General features: G+C 65.9%; 15 protein-coding genes. 9 read left to right on the forward strand and 6 right to left on the reverse strand.

The window, feature by feature from the left end; translation table 11 throughout:
• The first annotated feature begins 3 nt into the window (after positions 1-3).
• The 4 genes from ACFQZZ_RS31045 (at position 4) to ACFQZZ_RS31060 (ending at position 3,907) form a co-directional block, all read left to right on the forward strand.
• Positions 4-1,230 carry a hypothetical protein gene (locus ACFQZZ_RS31045; protein ID WP_378687754.1) on the forward strand — a complete coding sequence of 409 codons (1,227 nt, stop codon included), beginning with the start codon at positions 4-6 and terminating at the stop codon, positions 1,228-1,230.
• Positions 1,231-1,335: 105 nt separating this feature from the next.
• On the forward strand, positions 1,336-2,910 hold the full coding sequence (locus ACFQZZ_RS31050; RefSeq protein ID WP_378687756.1) for a serine/threonine-protein kinase: 1,575 nt from the start codon (positions 1,336-1,338) through the stop codon (positions 2,908-2,910).
• A 334-nt stretch (positions 2,911-3,244) separates the two neighbouring features.
• Positions 3,245-3,577: a WXG100 family type VII secretion target gene (locus ACFQZZ_RS31055; RefSeq protein ID WP_378687757.1), complete on the forward strand. Its 333-nt coding sequence runs from the start codon at positions 3,245-3,247 to the stop codon at positions 3,575-3,577.
• Positions 3,578-3,607: 30 nt separating this feature from the next.
• Positions 3,608-3,907 (forward strand): WXG100 family type VII secretion target, encoded by a 300-nt coding sequence (locus tag ACFQZZ_RS31060; protein ID WP_378687758.1) that lies wholly within the window; start codon positions 3,608-3,610, stop codon positions 3,905-3,907.
• Positions 3,908-3,978: 71 nt separating this feature from the next.
• Here ACFQZZ_RS31060 and ACFQZZ_RS31065 read toward each other — a convergent pair whose 3' ends face one another.
• Both ACFQZZ_RS31065 and eccCa read right to left on the reverse strand, forming a co-directional pair.
• Positions 3,979-5,436, reverse strand: a complete 1,458-nt coding sequence (locus ACFQZZ_RS31065; RefSeq protein WP_378687760.1) for a type VII secretion-associated protein — start codon at positions 5,434-5,436, stop codon at positions 3,979-3,981.
• Entirely contained in the window at positions 5,436-9,476 is a 4,041-nt protein-coding gene (eccCa, locus tag ACFQZZ_RS31070; protein WP_378687762.1) for a type VII secretion protein EccCa, read from the reverse strand. Before eccCa ends, ACFQZZ_RS31065 begins: the two co-directional genes overlap by 1 nt.
• Before the next feature lie 171 nt (positions 9,477-9,647).
• On the opposite strand from eccCa, the gene eccD reads away from it, so the two are divergent.
• Complete coding sequence (gene eccD, locus ACFQZZ_RS31075) at positions 9,648-11,114, forward strand: type VII secretion integral membrane protein EccD (protein ID WP_378687764.1); 1,467 nt, start codon at positions 9,648-9,650, stop codon at positions 11,112-11,114.
• Complete coding sequence (gene mycP / locus ACFQZZ_RS31080; RefSeq protein ID WP_378687766.1) at positions 11,111-12,520, forward strand: type VII secretion-associated serine protease mycosin; 1,410 nt, start codon at positions 11,111-11,113, stop codon at positions 12,518-12,520. Before eccD ends, mycP begins: the two co-directional genes overlap by 4 nt.
• 136 nt (positions 12,521-12,656) lie before the next feature.
• On the opposite strand, the gene eccB is transcribed toward mycP, so the two are convergent.
• Entirely contained in the window at positions 12,657-14,141 is a 1,485-nt protein-coding gene (gene eccB, locus ACFQZZ_RS31085; RefSeq protein ID WP_378687768.1) for a type VII secretion protein EccB, read from the reverse strand.
• Between the two features lie 112 nt (positions 14,142-14,253).
• Between eccB and eccE the strand changes: the two genes are divergently transcribed.
• Positions 14,254-15,900 carry a type VII secretion protein EccE gene (gene eccE, locus ACFQZZ_RS31090; protein WP_378687769.1) on the forward strand — a complete coding sequence of 549 codons (1,647 nt, stop codon included), beginning with the start codon at positions 14,254-14,256 and terminating at the stop codon, positions 15,898-15,900.
• Here the strand turns inward: eccE and ACFQZZ_RS31095 are convergent.
• Both ACFQZZ_RS31095 and ACFQZZ_RS31100 read right to left on the reverse strand, forming a co-directional pair.
• A complete protein-coding gene (locus ACFQZZ_RS31095; protein WP_378687771.1) occupies positions 15,897-16,457 on the reverse strand; it encodes an NADPH-dependent FMN reductase in 561 nt (186 codons plus the stop codon). The two genes, eccE and ACFQZZ_RS31095, sit on opposite strands and share 4 nt — an antisense overlap.
• Positions 16,458-16,488: 31 nt before the next feature.
• Complete coding sequence (locus ACFQZZ_RS31100) at positions 16,489-17,550, reverse strand: alpha/beta fold hydrolase (protein WP_378687773.1); 1,062 nt, start codon at positions 17,548-17,550, stop codon at positions 16,489-16,491.
• A gap of 464 nt (positions 17,551-18,014) precedes the next feature.
• Between ACFQZZ_RS31100 and ACFQZZ_RS31105 the strand changes: the two genes are divergently transcribed.
• Positions 18,015-18,857: an NAD(P)H-binding protein gene (locus ACFQZZ_RS31105; RefSeq protein ID WP_378687775.1), complete on the forward strand. Its 843-nt coding sequence runs from the start codon at positions 18,015-18,017 to the stop codon at positions 18,855-18,857.
• Between the two features lie 91 nt (positions 18,858-18,948).
• Here ACFQZZ_RS31105 and ACFQZZ_RS31110 read toward each other — a convergent pair whose 3' ends face one another.
• Positions 18,949-19,758: an S-methyl-5'-thioadenosine phosphorylase gene (locus ACFQZZ_RS31110; RefSeq protein WP_378687776.1), complete on the reverse strand. Its 810-nt coding sequence runs from the start codon at positions 19,756-19,758 to the stop codon at positions 18,949-18,951.
• Positions 19,759-19,910: 152 nt separating this feature from the next.
• Here ACFQZZ_RS31110 and ACFQZZ_RS31115 point away from each other — a divergent pair, with 152 nt between their 5' ends.
• Entirely contained in the window at positions 19,911-20,255 is a 345-nt protein-coding gene (locus tag ACFQZZ_RS31115; RefSeq protein WP_366529243.1) for a metal-sensitive transcriptional regulator, read from the forward strand.
• Positions 20,256-20,262 lie beyond the last annotated feature (7 nt).

The following is a 20,262-nucleotide window of genomic DNA, read 5'->3' on the forward strand; positions in this document are numbered from 1 at the left end:
GGTGTGCGGCTCGCCGGGAAATCGACGCCGGTTCGAGCCGCGTCGGCGCTGCTCATTGCCGGGGCGCTGGTGTTCGGGACCAGCGCATGCGGCTCAGAGGTATCCGGGACCCCCACGCGGATCCAGTCCGACGTGTCCACGTTGGATGTCGGGAACTATCAGACCAAGCCGCGCGTGATCGGTAATGCCAAGAGCGAGCGGCAAGCTCGCGCGCGTGAGGCTCAGCGACTTGCCGACTTCGTGGCACTGCCGTTCGAAGCCGATCCGTCTTACGTCGAGGACGCGTGGCAGATCCGTCCGCATATCGTGCTCAATCGAAAAACCATCGACAACATCGTCATCAACGACACCTTCGACGACGTCGCGAAGGATCTGGTGGCAGGCTGGGTCAACGCCTGGCAGACCGGCGGCAACCCCGAGGACAAACGACGCACCCTGAACCTCGCGGTGCTGATGTTCCCCGACGCGAAGACCGCATCGGCGGTCGGCCCTGCGCTCGAACACGACGATTTCACCTACAACCGCGACAACCAGCCGGTCCCGATCACCAAGCACCCGAACACGACTGCCCATTGGCGGCCCGATATCTCCTCGATCGGTTCGTGGACGGTGCACGATCGATATGTCATTTTCATCAAGGTCGTCGACGACACCTCCGCACCCGACCTACCCGCCCTGACGAATCAGGTCGAGCGGATGCTCGACGTGCAACTCCCGCTCATCGACAAGTTCCAGCCGACACCCGGCGCCGAACTGCAGCGCATCCCCCTCGATCCACCGGGGCTGCTCGGACGCACCCTGCCGAGCAATCCGGAAAGACCGCTGCGCGCCGAACCGGACGGCCTCTACACCGGCCGAGGCGCCCTGTCCCTGTTGCAGGCCAGTCCGACGTCACTGACCAGACTGGAAGAAGGCGAAGTCGATCTGGTCTCGTTCGGCGACGCAGTCGTGTTCCGGAGCAGATCCGACAAAGGCGCACGCGCCCTGTGGAAACAGTGGCAGCCGTCCACCACCTTGGAGCCGAATCAAAAGATGATCGACTCACCGGCCGGGCTCGCACAGCAGATCGAATGCTATGCGGATCTGGTCGGATCCGGTGACAACCAGACCGTGGCCATGAACATCTGTAGCTTTCAGGTCGACCGCTACACCGTGCAAGCCGTCGCCAAGCAATTGCAGGATCTTCATCAGAAGATCTCCGCGCAGTACGCCCTGATCACCAGTAACTGACCGTCGGCTCGTAGCGGCCGCGAGCTCCATACTTTGCGGTGACTTGCTAGATTTCTCCGGAAGGCTCGCATGGCCGGGCGTTCGACATCGTTGAGGGAGGACCGAATGGCGTTGCGGCCCGGCGCAATCGTTGGCGGCTACCGGGTACTTCAGGTCCTCGGCGCGGGCGGAATGGGCACCGTGTATTTGGCGCAGAACCCGATCCTGCCCCGCCGCGACGCTTTGAAGGTGCTCAGCGCCGATCTGTCCACCGACGACGAGTTCCGGGCCAGGTTCGAGCGTGAGGCGAATCTGGCTGCCGGGCTCGACCATCCGAACATCGTCGCGGTGTACAACCGCGGCGAAGAGGCCGGTCAACTGTGGATCGCCATGCAGTATGTCGAGGGCACCGACGCCTCGGAGGAGGCCAAGAAGGGGCCGTCGATCATGACTCCGCAGCGGGCCCTGCGGATCGTGTCCGAGGTGGGCAAGGGGCTCGACTACGCTCATCGGCGCGGGCTGCTGCATCGCGATGTGAAGCCTGCCAATTTCTTGCTCTCCGCCGCGGAGGAAGGCGACGAGGAGCGGATCCTGTTGACCGACTTCGGCGTCGCGAAGTCCGCGGACGACGGCCAAGACCTCACGGCGACAGGTAATTTCATGGCCACCGTCGCCTACGCGCCACCCGAGCAACTGGTGGGCACCAGCCTGAACCACCGCGCCGACATCTACAGCCTCGGCTGCTCCTTCTTCAAGCTATTGACCGGGCAGAACCCCTACCCGTCGACCATGCCCGCCGTGGTCATGATGGGCCACCTGCACGAGCCGCCGCCGAAGTTGAGCGCGATCCGCCCCGGCCTGCCCGCCGCACTCGACGGCGTGATCGAAAAGGTGATGGCCAAGGACCCGGCGCATCGCTACGCCACCTGCCGCGAATTCGTCCAGGCGGCCGAAGCGGCGTTGTACGGCAATCAGTTCCGTGCTCCGGAGGCCGGTTACGCGACCGGCCCTCGGACACCGCTCGCCGGATCCGTCACCGGTCCCCACATCCCCATCACCGGACCGATCACCGATCCCCGCGCGCCCATCGCCGGATACGCGCCGCAGCAGCGCGAGGACACCGACCAACGCATCGTCGCTACCATGCGAAACGGCAACGGGCGCTCCCGCTCCCGTCGATTCATGGTGCCCGCGATCCTGGCCGTCGTGGTCGCCGCCGTTGCGGCGGGCACCTTCTTCTTCACCAGCCGCGGGTCGGATTCCGGCAGCGGCGACCAGTTGGCTCGAGCACGCAGCGACAATCCGCAATTCGAGGGAAAGTCGGTCACCGCCTTCAATTTCGGCAACTCCACGCTGTCAGCCGTGCTCAACCCGAGCGAACAAGCCAAATTTCTGCAGAGCATCGGCTTCCTATACAACCCGAAGTACAAAGCGGTCGGCGATGAAAAATCACCACGTGCGTTGTCGGTCAACAGCTATTCGTCGGACATCAATACCGACGTCGTCATCGTGCTGAGGTCCGACAGCGACGCAATGAACAGTGGCCTGCGCGGTCTGCCGAGTTCCATCATGCCGACCGGGGCCAAGATCGTCGTGGTGGACGATCCATCGACGGTGCAGGCATTTCAAGTCTGGACCGCGCAATCCCAGGGCGTTCTCGTCGACAAGATGGTCCCCACCATCGCGAAGGTCGTTAAGTAGCAGACTGCTAGCGCCACAGCACGCCATTGGGTAGGGTGATGCGCAGCCAGCCCACTCGCCAGTTCAGGTGGTAGCGAGCACAGGGGGAAGGAGGGGAGCGGAGCGCTGGCGGCGACCGACGCGGCGGCACCGCGGTACGAGACGTCCGGGGGGATCTCATCCAGGCCTTCCGTCCACGATGCAGCCGGTCGACAACGCGCACGCGACGAGACGCAATCCACCAGATTTCTTCGAAACTGGATGGAACCGATCAGGCCTAGGACGCGTCCAAACATATGAACAGGTCAGCTGGCACCTGCAACGTTGATCATCAGTAGAAAGAGGAGGAGCCACAATGGCAGCAGGGCATCTTGAAGCTAGTCCCGAATTGATCGCTCAGAAGGCGAAGGAGTTCCAGGAGCAGCACAACAGCCTGATGATCGCCATCCGGACGCTGAAGGCTGACGAAGACGCCGTCACCAACGGCGCCAACTGGCAGGGCCAGGCGCGTGATGCGTTCAACGCCTTTATGGAGCGCTACTACTTTCAGGCCGACAAGCTGAACGACAAGCTGATGGAGACCTCCGAGAAGCTCATCAAGGCCGGATCGTCGTTCGAGTCCCAGGACACCGACTTCGCCCAGCAGGTGCAGGCCCAGGTTTCCAGCCTCGACCTCCCGCCGGTCTAATCAACGAACTCGCACGAAAGGAACCTGAAAATGGCCGGTGCATCGCAGAATATCTCCGCTAATTTCGAGGGTGTCGCCGACGGCGCGCGCCAGATCATCAAGCGTGCCGAAGGTATTCGGGACGAGCTGGAGTCCTTCCACAAGAAGGTCGAAGAATTCGTCGCCCAGAACTGGAAGGGTGCGACCAACGATGCCTTCGCCGAATTCCAGCGCAGCTGGCAGCAGCACGTCGTTCAGCTGAACACGACGCTGTCCGGCGCCGGTACGCTGATCGACAAGGGCAACTCCGAGCTCCAGGGCACGGACTCCGCCCTCGCGGGACTCTTCTGAGATCACGACTCGGACCATTCGTGCCCCCGGCAGACTTGCCGGGGGCACGAATTTTTGTCTGACACAACGTTTTACGGAATCACCTGTTCCGAAGCCGCGAACTGTTCGCAGGTGGGCGCGATCGGCTCCCATTCGCCGAGGTACTGGCATCCGGTACTGACCTGGAGCCCGTGTTCCACCAGCACATGCCAGCGCACGGTGGAGCCGTCACCTGGCCGTTCGGTATAAGCCAGGCCAGACTTTCCGCCGAACACCTGGTCGTGCTTCAAATCGCTCAGCGCACCATTCGGCTTCTGCCGCATCTGTGCCTCGAGATTCCTGGCGACCTGCTCATATCCGACGCCGACGGCGACCGGCGTCTGGGTCACGGTGATGCGCATGCGGCTACCGTCCTCCGGGACCAGGTCGAAACGCGGCTTGCTCGGATCCGGCGCCTGCGCGAACCGCCAGCCCACCGGCATCTGAAAACCCACGCGCCCAACGGGTTCCGGCGGCGACTTGGTTCCAGGAGGCGGCGAAGGCCTGGCATCGCTCGTCGATCGCACCGTGGTTGTGACCGGCGCCGAGGGACCCGCCGACACCGCGGGAGTGTCCTGCGAGCCGCCGAGGACGACCACCGCGCCCACCGCGGCCGCGGCAACAACCACAACGGCGGCGACCGCGGCAACGATGTATCCGGCGCGGCGACGATCGGGGGCCTGGACCGCGGCCGCGCGCTGCCGAAGCGGCTGCATCCATTCCGCGGTCGGCAGCGCAGAGGCGACCTCGGTCCGATGGTCGGAGCCCGGCTGCGGTCCATGCACCAGCGCGGCGCCGGCGATCGACCGAAGCTCGACGGCGGGTCCTCCGATCTGCTGAACCGCCGAGCGGATCGGGTCGAGTTTCGCCGGGTCCGAAACACCCACGACCTGAACGACATCGACGGGACGGCCCGCGAGCAGCCTGCCGACGAGCGCGGCCAGATCGTCGCCCCCCTGCGGGTCGGTGCCGATGCCGGCAAGCGCGAGATTCGGTTCGTACTCACATGATTCGACCTGGATGCCCTGATGGCTGCGGACCACGGCGGTCGCGGTGGTCGAGAGCGGCCCGAATTCCAACACGACCGTGCGTCTGCTGCGGGCGGTGCCTTCGTCGGCGGTCACCGCGCGAACGGCCATGTCCTCGAACACGACATCGGCGGCGAAGCGGCGAACCGCGGTGTCGAGAACGCCACGCCGACGCGAACCCCACTCCGTCGGACACACGACGGTGACCTGGTCGCACGGGGTGGCCACACCGAGGTTCCGCAGCACAGTGCCGACGATCGCCGTCATCGCCTCGGAGACGGCGGGAACGCGCGGCAGCAGTGCGATCCGCTCCGCCGCGACGAACTGAACAGCGGAGCTGACCTGGGTCGGTGGCGTCAACGGCTCACCGATCACCAAATCCCCGGTGCTGCCGAGCACGACCGACGGCGGCACATCCCAATGCGTGGCAGGCCCACGCGCCCAGACGCGCGTGTCGGTGACGACCAGGTCGACGACCGACATCACTCCGCCGCCGGCATCCACGCCAGCTGAATCAGATCCTCACTGTTTCGCGTGACATAGGTGCCACGGCCCGGCGGCTTGAGGCTGGGGCGCGTGGTCCCCATCAGCACGCCTTCGTCCTTGTTGCAGCTCATGACCAGACCAGCGGAGCCGAGGTCCTTCATTCTGGCCAGCGTCGCCTCGTACATCGCGCGGCTCGCGCCGCCGGAGCGGCGGGCGATGATCAGGTGGAAGCCGAGGTCGCGGGCGTGCGGCAGATGCTCGACCAGCACCGACACCGGATTGCCCATGGAGGTGGCGACCAGGTCGTAGTCGTCGATGATGACGAACAATTCCGGTCCGCTCCACCAGGATCGATCGCGCAGCTGCTGCGGCGTGACGTCCTGACCAGGCGTCCGCTGACTGACGTAGGCGGCGAGATCGGACATGTTCTGGGTGAATTGCGGTGCGGTCGATCCGTAGCCGGCGAGGTAGCCGTCGGGCACCAGGCCGAGCATCGTGCGCCGGTAGTCACCCAGGATGAAGCGCGCCTGATTCGGGGTGTTCGACGCGGCGATGCCCTCGATGATCGAGCGCAACAGCGTTGTCTTACCGGATTCGGTATCACCGATGACGATGAAGTGCGGACTCTCGTTGAAGTCGATGTAGACCGGCGCGAGCTCGGATTCGTTGATACCGAGGGGAATCCGCATGTTCTTGAGGTCCGCGTCGACCTGCGAGGGCCAATTGCCGGCCAGCTGCAGCAGCTGTTCGCGCGGCAGCATCTCCGGCAGCATGCGGGCCGCGGGGGCGTGCCTGCCCGGCGTGAGGCGGGCGATCGTCGCCACCGCTTCGCCAACCGCCGCACCGAGATTGGTGGAGTCGGAGCTGCCGTCGATGCGTGGCAGGCCGGTCAGCATGTGCAGGCATTCCGGTGTCATACCGCGTCCGGGCCGGCCCTGCGGGACCAAGGCGGCGAACTTGCGGCCGAGATCGGAGTCCATCGGGTCACCGAGGCGCAGCTCGATCCTGGTGCCGATCTGGTCCTTGAGCGCTGGGCGTGCCTCGGCCCACCGCGCCAGCGCGATGACGACGTGCACGCCGTACGAAAGGCCCTGCACCGCAAGGTTCATGATCGGCTGCTCGAGCGGATCGAAGTCCTGGCGGATGGAGCCGAAACCGTCGATCACCAGGAACACATCGCCGAACGGGTCCTCGTGCGCGCCTGCCGCGGCCGGGCTGCTGGCGGGGTCCATGGCCCGCAGGCGCCGGAACTCGGTCATGGATTCGATGCCGAGCTGGCGGAATCGCGCCTCACGGGACCGGACGATGGTGTTCATCTCAGCAACGGTGCGCCGGACCTTGTCGTCGTCCAATCGGCTTGCCACCGAACCGACATGCGGCAGTCCCTGCAGGCTGGCCAGCGTGCCACCACCGAAATCGAGGCAGTAGAACTGCACCTGCTCGGCGGTGTGGGTGAGCGAAAGCGCCATGATCATGGTGCGCAGCGCAGTCGACTTGCCCGACTGTGGACCACCGACGACCGCGACGTTTCCCCGGGAACCCGACAGGTCGACGACCAGTGGGTCACGGCGCTGATCGTAGGGCCGGTCGACAATGCCCATCGGGGCGCGCAGCGTCGCGACGGCCGAGTACTCGCCGGTGAGGATAGAGCGCGGGATGAGCTGATCGAGAGTGGGCGCCTCGTCCAGCGGCGGCAGCCAGATCTCGTGCGCGGGACGGCCGTGGCCGCGAATCCGCGAGACCAGCATGTTCACGTTGGAGATCTGTTCGCCGTCATCGGACTGCTGTTCGGGCTCGTTGGAGGGCGCGGACGGCAACGGGATCCGGTCGGCGGGCCGGAAATCGACGTGGGTCGCGGCGAACGGGCGTGCCTTCACGTCGATTTCGCCGCCCGCGATCCCCGCGCTGGTGACCTCGCGCTGCGAACCGCCACCGACGTAGGGGCCGGATACGTACGAGGCCTGGAACCGCTGGATCTCGCCGGAATCCGATTTCAGGTATCCACCACCGGGGATGCCTGGCAAGTTGTAGGCATCCGGAACGCCGAGCACCTGGCGAGATTCGTTGGCGGAGAAGGTCTTCAGGCCGATCCGGTAAGACAGGTGGCTTTCCAGGCCCTTCAGCTTGCCTTCTTCGAGTCGTTGCGAGGCGAGCAGCAGGTGGACATGCAGCGAGCGGCCGAGGCGGCCGATCATCACGAACAACTCGGCGAAATCCGGGTGCTGGGTGAGCAATTCGGAGAACTCGTCGAGCACAACGAACAGCGCGGGCAGCGGATCCAGGTCGGCGCCCGCAGCACGGGCCTTCTCGTATTCGGAGACGTTGGCGAAGTTGCCCGCCTGCCGCAGCACTTCCTGGCGGCGGTTCATCTCGCCCGCCAACGCGTCCTTCATACGGTCGACGAGGTCGGCCTCGTCTTCGAGGTTGGTGATGACCGCCGCGACGTGCGGGACGCCGTCGAGGCCGAGAAAGGTTGCGCCACCCTTGAAGTCGACGAGCACCAGGTTCAGCTGGTCCGGCGAATGGGTGGCGAGCAGGCTCAGCACCAGGGTGCGCAGGAATTCGGACTTACCGGAACCGGTCGCACCGATGCACAGGCCGTGCGGGCCCATGCCGCTCTCGGCGGCTTCTTTGATGTCGAGTTCGACCGGCAGGCCGTCCGCGCCCACACCGAATGCGACGCGCAACCGCTCGCGGCCGTAACGGGGCCGCCAGGCATGCTCGGGATTGAATGTGCCGATATCGCCGAGGCTCATCAGCTGCGACCACGACGAGATCACGTCGGAGTCGTCGACCTCGACATCGCTGCTGCGCTGGGTCGCCGCGCGATACGGCGCGAGCCTGCGTGCGACCTGCTGGGCCTGCTGCGGGGAGATCCGGTCGATCAGCGCGAAACGTTCCTGGTTACCGGTGGCGCCACGGCCGACGCACTCGCCGTTCTCCACCACCATCTTGATGCCGCGGGAAACCGCCAAACGTGGTGCGTACCCGCACAAGTCGATGAGGGTGACGCCTTCGTAGCCGGATTCACGCAGCTGGTCGTCCTCGGCCTCCAGCAGACCGCCGTCGACGACGATGACGATGTGCACCAGGTTGACGTTGGCAGGCTGGTTGCGGGAGTAGCGAACGCGGTTGGCCAGCAAGGGATGCAGGCCCGCCATCGCTTCGCGGATCGAGCCGTAGAACATGCGCTGGGTGCCGATGCCGTCCTGCGCGTCCGGGTGCTGGGTGTGCGGTAGCCACTTGGTCCACTCCCACTCCCGTGCGGTATCCGGGCCGCAGACCACCGCGACCAGCACCTGGTCGGGCGCTTGGAACATGCACAGCTGCAACAACATTGCGCGGGTCATTTCCCTGGCCTCGACGCGGTCGCCGTCCAGGGCGATGGTCGCGAAGCCCTTCACCGCGATCGCGGTCGGCAGGTCGGGAACCGTCGAGTGGGCACGCACGAAACGGCGCAGCGACACCGCGGCGATCGGTTCCAATTCCTCGACCGGACCGGTCTCCGGCGCGACCAGACGAGTGGCAAGGCGCTGGCCCCCGATACCGATGCGGGCGTGGCAGAAGTCCTTGTCTCCCGCGCGCCGCTCCCACATGCGGCTGGTGCCCGCCAGCATCCAGATCAGGCCCGGCTCCGGGTGGCTCCATTCGACGGAAGCGCGCTGCTGCTGGGCGGTATCGTCGACGTCCTTGCGAACCTGGTCGAGATAGCGCAGATAGTCCTTCCGATCCTCGTTCGCCTCAGCGGCTTTGGCCCCCTTGCCGCCGCCCTGACCGGCAAACATGCCGACCATGGAGAAGACCATCATCATCGGGAACATCATGGTCATCGGGTTCGATGCGATGCCACCGCCCTGCGTGAACATCAGGGCCATCATCCCGACCATGCCGACGACCATCACGACCGGCATCAGCTTGCTGATCAGACTGCCCGGCGTTACCCGGGGGATTTCGGGCGGCGGTTGCAGAGTGACTTCGCCGCCGGGAGAACGCGGCATCTCTCGTCGCGCACGGCGCTGGAACCGGACAGTGCTCATCGGACGAGAAATCCCCCTTCTCACAGCTGCACTTCGGGCTCAGTGTAGAGGCGGCAGCTGACATGTCGTACAGTTCGACCAGCATTCTGCTGCCCGAACCGTGGGTTCGCAAGCTCGGCCCTGGGTATGCCGATTGCCGAAACACGAGGTAGAAGACGAGTTGGGGGAAGCTTGACGCACGCGCGCCTTGACCACATCGATGAAGAGTCCTCGCGCGGGATCGTCCGTGCACCGGACCTGGCCCGGGTGACGATTCTGGCCAAACACACTCAGGTGGATATGGCGATCCCGGTCGATGTGCCGGTCGCCCTGGTGATCCCGAGCGTCGTCGACATGGTCGCCCAGCACAGCCGCACCAACGATTTCGACAACGAGGGCGAGCGCTTCGAGCCCGCCGAGTGGGTGCTCGCCCGCATCGGCCATCCCCCGTTCTCCAATTCGCTGAGCCTCGGCGAGCATGGTGTCCGCGATGGCGAGCTGCTGATGCTGGAGAGCGCCTCGCACACCGCGCCGACCCCGCTGTTCGACGACATCATGTACAACGTCGCGATCGCGGACACCGACCACTACCGCAGCTGGACCCCGAAGGTCGCGCGGATCACCGGCTCCATCCTCGCCGCAATCACCATGATCGTCGGCTGCCTCGGTCTGCTGCTGGCCAAGGACGCGCTGCCCGGCTACGTGAGCGGGTCGATCGCACTGACCGTCGCGATCCTGCTCGTGGTCGCGGGCATGGTGCTCAGCCGCATGTACGGCGACACCGGCACCGCGCTGGTGCTCGGTGGCTGCGCACTGCCCCCCGCGTTCACCGCGGGCATGCTCCTGGTGCCCGACGACTACGACTGGGCGCACATCCTGCTCGGCTCGGTCCTGGTCGGCGCCACCGCGATCCTCGCGTGGCGCGTGACCGGTGTCGGGCTCGCACTGTTCATCGGCGCGAGCACCCTTGCGGTGTACGCGGTTCCGGCCGCGATGGTCGGTCTGCTCACCGAGCAGCCGGTACGCGCCATCGGCGCGGTCGCCGCCGCGCTCGGACTCGGCGGACTCTCGCTGGCGCCACGGGTTTCGATGCTGCTCGCCAAGCTGCCACTGCCGCCGGTGCCTTCGCCGGGCACCCCGATCGACCCGACCGAGGACGATCCGGACGACCACCGCGCGCTGCCGACCATGGACGCGCTGCGGGTCAAGTCGGAGCGGGCCAGGATGTACCTCGGCGGACTCGTCGCGGCGACCACGCTGGTGTCCGTCGCTGGTGCGCTGGCAGCCACCGACCCCGACGCCGAGAGCCCCTACTGGCAGGGCATCGCGCTCGCGCTGGTCTGCGCGGTGGTGCTGATGTTCCGCAGCCGCACCTACGCGGGCGCCGAACAGGCCGTGGTGCTGATCGCGGGCGGCGCGGGCATCGTGCTGATCATGCTGGTCGGCGCCGGCATCGGCATGGAGCAGCCACTGATGGTCTTCGGTGCCGCGATGGTAATCCTGGTCGCCGCCCTCATTCTCGGCATCATCATCCCGAACCAGTCGGCGACACCGCCTATGCGTCGCGGCGTCGAACTGCTCGAGTACGCCTTCGTCGCCGCCGTACTGCCGCTGGTGTTCTGGGTGGCCTCGCTCTACTCGCTCGTTCGCGGGCTGTGAAGGCGACCCTGCGCGTCGCGGCCGTGGCCGTAACGCTCGGTCTGAGCGCGTCATTCGGGCTCGGCGCCGGGCAGGGGGTCGCGCACGCCGACCGGCCACCACCGGTGAACCCGAGCCTGCTGCCCGCAGGCGACCCTGCGGCGCCACCCGAAAAGACCGAGCGGCCACCGAATTCCGATTGCTCGAACACCGTGTCCGGCGGCGACGGCCCCAGCATCCCCGCCGCCCAGCGCTCGCTCGACCTGGACAGCGCGTGGCGGTTCTCCCGCGGCGAAGGTCAACTGATCGCGGTCATCGACACCGGCGTCGTCCGCCATCCCCGGCTGCCCGGGCTGGAGGCCGAAGGCGACTTCGTGGCCAATGTCGGCGACGGCACCGAGGACTGCGACGCCCACGGCACCTTCGTCGCCGGCCTCATCGCCGCGACAAAGGTTGACGGCCAAGGCTTTTCCGGGGTGGCTCCTGAAGCGCGCATCATGACAATCCGGCAGACCAGCAAGATGTACCAGAAGGAAGGCCGGGCAAGGGAGCGTAACCCCGACGACCTGCCCGAGGGTTACGGAAACCTGCCGACCATGGCATCGGCCATCCGGCGGGCGGCGGACAAGGGCGCGACCGTGATCAATATTTCCGAGGTCTGGTGCGGCCCGGAGAAGGACCGCGACGGATCTATCGGCGCCGCACTGCAATACGCCACCCTCGTGAAGAATGTGGTCGTCGTTGTCGCCGCGGGAAACAAGGATGGCGCGTGCAAGACGGACCAGGCGGTGATCGATCCCTTCGATCCCACCGCCGACCCGTGGAGCAAGGTACAGGTCAATGTCGTCCCGGCCCGCTGGGACGACTATGTGCTCGCGGTCGGCTCGATCGATGCCAACGGCGCACCGTCGAAGTTCACCGTGCCCGGTCCATGGTTGAGCGTGGCCGCACCAGGCGAGAACATGATCTCGCTCGATCCGCGCAGCTCGGGGACCGCTAATGGAACCGTCGATGCGCGCGGCGATCAAAAGACGATCAACGGCACCAGCTTTGCCACACCGTTGGTGTCCGGCGTCGTCGCGCTGGTACGCGCCCGCTTCCCAGAGCTCAGCGCGCAGGAAGTGATCAAACGCATCCAGGCCACCGCTCACGCGCCCGCCGAGGGCTGGAATCCCTACGTCGGGTACGGCGCGGTCGACCCGATCGCCGCGCTGACCAACGAGGTGACCGGCGGCCTGCCGCCCAAACGCCCGAGCCCGGCCATGAGCACTCAGCTCGCGGTGCCCGCACCGGCCCCCGCGCCCGATCACCGGGCGCGCAATGTCGCGCTGATCGGCACCGGAATCATCGCGGGCGCACTGATTCTCGGGTACCTCGCCTCATTCCCGATCCGCCGCAGGTTCGGAGTCACCTCCGACGACATGTGATGTCGAACGCGGCATCGGCTCATACGTGAATCCGCCCCTGCCGTCCCGGTATTCGCCGGGACCACAGGGGCGGACCTATTGGGTACGAATCTCACTGTGCGGCAGGCTGATCCCTGCCGCTCAGCTGTTCATGATGCTATTTCACCGACGCGACAGGCTGTTTCGCAGGAGACGGGTCCGCAGCGACACCGTCGTGCGCGACCATCGCCTCTTCCCTGCCGAGGCTGGGGCCGGAGGCGAGCAGGCCGACGATCGGCCATGGTGCGGGTTCCGGGCGCACGTTGTCGTCCGGATCCATCCCGAGTGCCTTTGCCGCTTCGGCGTTCTTGATGCCGTACCGGACTCCCGTGTCGGCGATGTAGAACATGCTGTCCTTGCGGCGGCTGTCCGGTTCGATGCCGGTGCTCTGGATGAACGCGCCGGTGCCCGGCTTGATGTACACCGAGTCGGCGTTGGCTCCGGAACCGTCCGCCTGTGCCAGCGGTACCAGCTTGGCCTTGTCCGGAATCGGCAGTGCCACACCGGTGATCACCGACAGTTCGGCACGATTGCCGTCCTTGTTCTCGGCAGCCGCGGCGATCGGCTTCCACGAGAGGCAGCCGACCGGCTGATCCTTGGCTTGGATGATCGTCGGCGCGGTCTGCGGATAGAGCTCTACACGCAGTGTGTGCGACACGTCGGCATTGGTCTTGTCGGTCTGATCAATGGTGGTGTTCGACGCCGTGGACCGGTAGCGGTTGCGAATGATGTTGGCGGTCAACGGGGAAACCTGCTGCAGTCCATCCTTCAGGACCACGTAGTGGGTACCGGGCGCGGTAAGCACCTCCACCACATCGCCGATCCGGTGGCTGCTGACCGAGTACGTCACCGCACCACCCGGGTCGTCGATCTTGGGCGGAATGATCGGCAGCACTTCGGGAATCGTGTTGAGCAGACCCTCACCGATCGGCCGCGGAGTGGCGCCGGTGATATTCAACGCATCGGTGACGGCGCGATCGGTCATGTCGACACGCGCCCGCCGGTTCTCGTACACCAGATACGCCGAGTCCTTGCCCTGCACCAGCAGGGCTTTGTCCTTGCCCATGACCGAGGCCTTCTCACCGAGCTCGGGGTCACCGGAAAGGACCGTGGTGGTGAGATCCTTGCTGCCGTCGTTCTTCAGCTGATCACAGACGGTCCAGACGCGGCCCTTACCGTCCTTCTCGAAACGCAGCGAGGCGGGCGCACCGGGAATCCCGATCAGCTGGCCGCGCGGCTTCTTACCGAGCTCGGAGTCCTTGACGATCGCGGGCTTGGCGGGCTCTCCCGCGGCCAGCCGGGCCGAAGCGAGGTTCAGCGCGGGGTGTACGACGTCATCGATGACCACGTAGACGCCACCGGATTCCTTGCCGATCAGGATCTTGTTGCTGCCGATCTTGTCCTGCGGGCGCAGCAGCGCGAGCACACCACAGCCTGCCAGCACGATCACGGCCAACACCAGCCCGGCCGCGTACGCGCGCGACTGTGAGCGCATCGGGTCGTGCAGCATTCGCACGTCCCTGCGGACCAGTGCGTGCTCCATCCGGCGGACCAGGAAGCGATAGCCACTGACCTGCCAGCGAGTAGTGGGTTTTGAAGGCATGTTTCCTCCCCCGAACAGTGCTCACGTTCGCGGAACACAGTACAGTTCCCGAGGACTCTTGTTCAGCTCGGCCGGTAGGAAACGGTCGATATCGGGTACTTGGGGGACGACGATGGCCGAATCCGGCGGCGCGGGACCACGCCCGCTTCTTGGGCGCATCTCGCTGCAGAATCTACTGGTGGCGCAGGTAATCGGGCTCGTAGCCGGACTGGTCGCGCTGTTCATCGGGCTCGGAGCCTTGCCCGCTCTCGGCGTGGCCGTTTTCGCCGCGCTGCTGCCGCTCATCCCCATTGCCAAACGGACGCTGCTGGACTGGATCGGCACCTGGTGGCGCTACGTCACGCGCGGTGACTACGAGATCGGCGACACCGTGGATTTCCGTGGCGCGGACGGTCGTTCGCTCGGGTTGTACTGGGACGGGACCCGGGTCGTCACGGTCGTCGAGATACTCGCGCCCAAGGGCGGGCTGACTCGCATCGCCCGCACCACCGTGCACGCCTCGCACCTGCTGCCGCTGCCGGAGCTGGCCAAATGCCTCAACCAGCACGACATCCTGCTCAGCGGCATCGACATCATCAGCCACGGACACCGCAGCCGCTCCGGCACGCCCGCGGGCAAAATCTACGAGTCGCTGCTCGGGCCACTGCCTGCCACCGCGCATCGCACGGTGTGGCTCGCCATCAGCTTCGACGCGATCGCCTGCCCGGAGGCCGCGGCCCGCCGCGGCGGCGGCAGCGAGGGCGCTTCGCGCACGGTAACCATTGCGACACAACGCATTATGCGAGCACTCGAAGACGCCGATTGCAATGCCCGCATCCTCACCGCGCCGGAAATCCGCAAGGCGGTCCTACAGATCACCGCCGGTTTCGATCCGCGCACGCTGACCCACCGCTGGCGCTACGCGGAGATCGGCAACAGCGTCAACATCGGCAGCGCGGTCGACCCGAAACGGCTCGGCTCCGATTTGCTCGCCCAATTGTGGGTGGCGCCCTCGCGCGGCACCACGGTCGCGGTGCGGCTGCGTCCCGGCAACTCGGCGGAGTCGGTGAGCATCGGCGCGGCCTGGCGGCTGACCGCACGCGAACTGCCGGAGCGGACCAAGCTCAGCGGCCTGATCTCGATGAACGGACGCCACCGCGACGGGCTGCTCGCCCACCTCCCGCTGGCCATCCCGGCCCTGGACGACACCGTCCCGGTGGCCGAATACCCGATCGACGTGATCGGCGCGCTGCACCTGCCGTCGTCGGGCTGCGGCCAACTGATCGGCTCCGACGACGAAGGCCAGGGTGTCGCGGTACGAATCGTCGGCACCGGCATCTCGACGGTCTACGTCGCGGGCGAGCTATATCTGGCGCAGCAGTTGGTATTCCGTGCGCTGGCGGTCGGCGAGCGGGTGCTGGTCCGCACCGATCGGGCGCATGCGTGGGAGAACCTGGTGAACACCATCGCGAACCCGGAGCGGCTCACCCTCGCGGTCGAAACACACCAGTCCGACGCGGGTTTCACGGCCACCGTGGTCGACGGTGTACTCGCACCGGCGCCGCACGCCGGTGTCACGACGATCTATGTGACCGGCGATCCGATGGGCTGGCCCGCCACCCGCCCCGACCTGTCGATCCACCAGCCCGGCGCCATCGGCAACCACGTCATCCTGCGCACCGGCACCGCCCAGGTCGACCTCACCCTGGTCTCCATCCCCCGTGAGGCCACCTATATCGGCCACCCGCGTGGCCGCCGGGCGATGGCTGGTAGTAGCTAATCCGGATAAGGATCCGTGGTACGGGCAGTTCGCAATGTTCGGGCCCACCAGGCTAGTTGGCGAATCTGGCGTTCGGCGGCGTCGATGGCGGCGCCGTCGTGGGTCTGTCCGGCCGCGTCGAACTGCTTCTTCGCCTGGTGGAAGCTGACCGTCTCACGGATGGAGACCATGTGGATTTCGGCGACCACCTGACGCAGCTGTTCGACGGCGCGTAGACCGCCGGAGAGGCCGCCGTAGGAGACGAAGCCGATCGGTTTGGCCCGCCATTCACGTTTTGCCGTGTCGAAGGCGGTTTTCAGGGATGCCGGGTAGCCGTGGTTGTACTCGGAGGTGATCGCCACGAAGGCGTCGGCGGCGGCCAGCCTGGCGCGGTACGCCTCGACCGCCGGGGTCTCGGTGAGGTCGACCGGCAGTGGGGTTTCGTTGAGATCGATGACGCCCGTATCGAATTCGGGACTCGCTCGGACCGTGCGCAGGAACCAGTCGGCGACGACCGGGGCGAAACGCTCCGGACGCACACTGGCCACGATGACTTCGAGCCGCAACGGGTTGTCCACTGCGCGAGCCTATCGCCGACTGCTGATGGACTTATACCTCCGTCGCCAGGAGTTCGCCGAGGTGCCGGTCGATCTGTGGCATGAAGGTCGGTGTGATCGCGAACAGGCCGAGGTGTCCCATGATTTCATCGATCATGCGCAGTTCGCTGCCGGGCACCATTTCCTGTTCGGCTATGCAGTCCCGGACCGGGAAGACCATATCCTCGCTGATCGGCATCACGAACATCTTGGCCGTGATCCGTCCCAATGCAGCACGCAAATCCCCGTTGGTGTTGCGCGCGACATCGCCGCGCTGCCACTTCCAGGCCATGCACAGCAGGTCATTGGGATCCATCGCTGTGAAGTATGGCTCCAAAAACTCGGATTGGAAGGTTTCCTTCGAGTCGAAATCCAGCGCCCGCCACTTTTCCTGCTTCCAGAATTCGGTGGAAAACCCCATCACTGCCCAGATGCGGGCGTGGCGTGTGAGGCCGGCGACCACGTCGGTGTGCGACTTGTACTCGCCGTTCGACCAGCCAGGATCAGACCGGATGGCCTCGTTCAGTATCTCAGCGACGAGATAGTCATGGGGCGTGTTCTTGGCGGTGCCGGCGATCGGTGCCGCGCGCAGCACCTTGTCCGGGAACCGCACCGCCCACTCGTAGGTCTGCTGCGCGCCCATCGACCCACCGACGACCAGTGCGAGCTTGTCGATACCGAAGTGCTCGCGCAACAGCCGCTCTTGGGCCACGACGTCGTCACCGATGCGCACATTCGGGAACTTCGACATAGCTATGTCAGCGCTGGGTCCGTCGGCGTTGTGCGGCGAGGTCGACAGGCCGTTGCCGATCTGGTTCACACAGACGATGAAGTACTTGGCCGGGTCCAGCGCATGATCCACGCCGATATAGGCATCACGAAAGATCTGATGCGTGCCCGAGTACCAGGTCGTCACCAGGATCGCGTTGTCCTTGGCCGCATTCAGCTCACCGAAGGTCGCCACCGCCAGGTGACAGTCCGGGATCGAGCCGCCCTCCTCGAGATCGAGCCGTCCGATGTCGATCAGCTCGTAGTCGCCGTGGAATTCGTGTGAGTAGAACGGGTTGTCGATCATGAACGGGCTCCTTACCAAATTGTCAGCGGCCACATTCCGAACCCAAACAAACGCAACTCTCCGGTACGCACCAGCCGCAGTCAACCGGCTCGTTCGAACATCCGTGCCCATTCTTTATCGGTGCACCGGCAGATCGCTCCATTCGACATAGGGCTTATTTATAGACGTAGAGCTTATTTGTAACCGGTCCGAACCTGCCGCAGCTCTGCTTGCGTGTACGGAACTTCGCCGCCCATGACGCGCCCCTCCCCGTTTCGGCGGCATCCACCATGGACGCCGAGGTGCGGAGCTTCTTGCTACCGCAGCACCGCCGGGCCCCGATCTACCTCCCACGCTTGGCAGGCGAAACTCACGAAATCGCTGGCCCCGCAGGTGTTGCCGTCAGCAGGGATCCGATTCCCGGTGTCGCGGGCGGAACGTGGCCTATGTTCGTGGGGACCCATCCCGAGCCCGCAGGAGGCAAAATGATTCTGGTAACCGGCGCCACCGGGAACATCGGCAGCGAATTGGTTACCCAGCTGAATGATTCCGGGGTGCGGGTGCGTGCGCTGGTGCGCGATCCGCACAGCGCCGCGCTGCCTGCCGGTGTCGAAGCTGCCACGGGAGATCTGGATCGGCCGGAGACCATGACCGAGGCGCTCGAGGGCGTCGACGGGGTGTTTCTGATGCCCGGCTACGCGGGCATGCCCGATCTGCTCGCGCGCGCGAAAAAGGCTGGGGTGCAACGGGTTGCTTTGTTGTCGGGCGCTTCGGCGGCGCTGGAGGATATGAGCAATGCGGTCTCCAAGTACATGACGCAGTCCGAGCGGGATGTGCGGGAATCCGGTCTCGCGTGGTCATTTCTGCGGCCGCGCTCGTTCATGTCGAACGCAATGCGATGGCTGCCGCAGTTGGCGGTCGGTGAGGTGGTGCGAGCGCAGTTCTCCGGGGTTCGAGTCGCCGCGATTGATCCAGCCGATATCGCGGCCGTCGCCGCGGCGGCGCTCACCGGAGGTGGCCTCGAGGGCCGAATTCTGGAACTGACCGGGCCGCAGGCGTTGCTGCCCGCCGATCAGGTCGCGGTGCTCGCCGCGGTGCTCGGCCGCCCGCTGGTCTGTCAGAACCTGACGAACGAGGAGACAAGGGCGGAACTGGAGACGAGCCTGCCGCGCGAATACGTCGAGGCATTCGTCAGCTTCTTCATCGACGGGACGCTCGACGAATCCCGGATCCACCCCACCGTGCGGGAAGTGACCGGCCGGGACCCGCGCACCTTCGAGCAGTGGGCACGCGCCCACGCGGCCGCCTTCGCGGACGCGACACTCTGAGCGGAGCGGGCCGAAACTCGGCCCGCTCCACTGTCGTTAGGTCAGGAACAGATACCCAGCGCAGTTCCGGAACCCGGTGCAGGGTCGAAACTCAGGGCAGTTCGAAGGGCAGCGACACCCCTGCGTGCACACCGCACTTCCCGCAGGTGTCGGTCTTGGCGACGGCCGATACCGAGCGGCGGATCAGCTCCTTGAATGGACCGAGGTTCTTCTTGAATTCGGTGAAGACGTCGGTGGCGTGCACGCCGCCACCCTCTTCCAGACCCGCGTCCAGGTCGGTCACCAAAGCGACTGCGGCGTAGCACATTTCCAGCTCACGGGCGAGAACCGCCTCGGGATGGCCGGTCATATTCACCAGCTCCCAGCCCTGGGCGGCGAACCAGCGACTCTCGGCCCTGGTGGAAAACCGAGGGCCCTGCACGACCACCATGGTGCCGGAGGACTTCATCGGTAGCTCGTCGGTCGCGGATTTCGTTGCGGCGGCTCGCAGTTCCTCGCAGTAGGGGTCGGCGAAGGACACGTGCACGCCGCCACCGTCGAAGTAGGTCTGCGGCCGACCCGAAGTGCGGTCCACCAACTGATCGGGCACCGCCACCGTGCCGGGCCCCCAGTCCGCGCGCAGGCTGCCCACCGCACACGGCGCGAAGATCCGCCGCACGCCGAGCGAGCGCAGTGCCCACATATTGGCCTGGTACGGCAGCGTGTGCGGGGCGAACTCGTGCTGCTTGCCATGCCGCGGCAAGAACGCAACCGAACGGCCCTCCACCTCGCCGATCGCGATCGGTGCGCTCGGCCTGCCGTAGGGGGTGTCGACCTCGACGGCGGTCGCCTCGTTGTCGAAGAAATCGTAGAAGCCACTACCACCGATGACGGCGATCGCGGGCCTGGCATGCGAACTCATGCACACGATTCTCCCGCCCGGCCTCGCGCCCCGGTCAGATGGGTCCGCATTCGCCGAACTCGCTGATCTGACAAGTCGCTCGATCCGTTGTACCCTAGGGGGGTATTAATTCGATCTGGCCGGAGATCCGGCGGGCAGCGAGGAGACAGCCGGTGACACCCACCCCGTCGCACGACACCGCGGCCACTCAGGATCACGCCGCACACGACCACTCCAGCCACGGCTACATCACGGCCAAGGACGACTACCTCAAGCGGCTGCGCCGGATCGAGGGTCAGGCGCGCGGACTGCAGCGCATGGTCGAGGAGGAGAAGTACTGCATCGACATCCTCACCCAGGTCTCCGCGATGACCAAAGCACTGCAGGCGGTCGCGATGGGTCTGCTCGAGGACCACATCAGCCACTGCGTGGTCGACGCGGCGGTCGCCGGCGGCCCCGAGGCCGACGCCAAGATCAAAGAGGCCACCGACGCCATCGCCCGCCTGGTCCGCTCCTGACCGAGTG

Source organism: Nocardia sp. GCM10030253, from assembly GCF_042675075.1.
In the GTDB taxonomy this organism is placed as follows: domain Bacteria; phylum Actinomycetota; class Actinomycetes; order Mycobacteriales; family Mycobacteriaceae; genus Nocardia.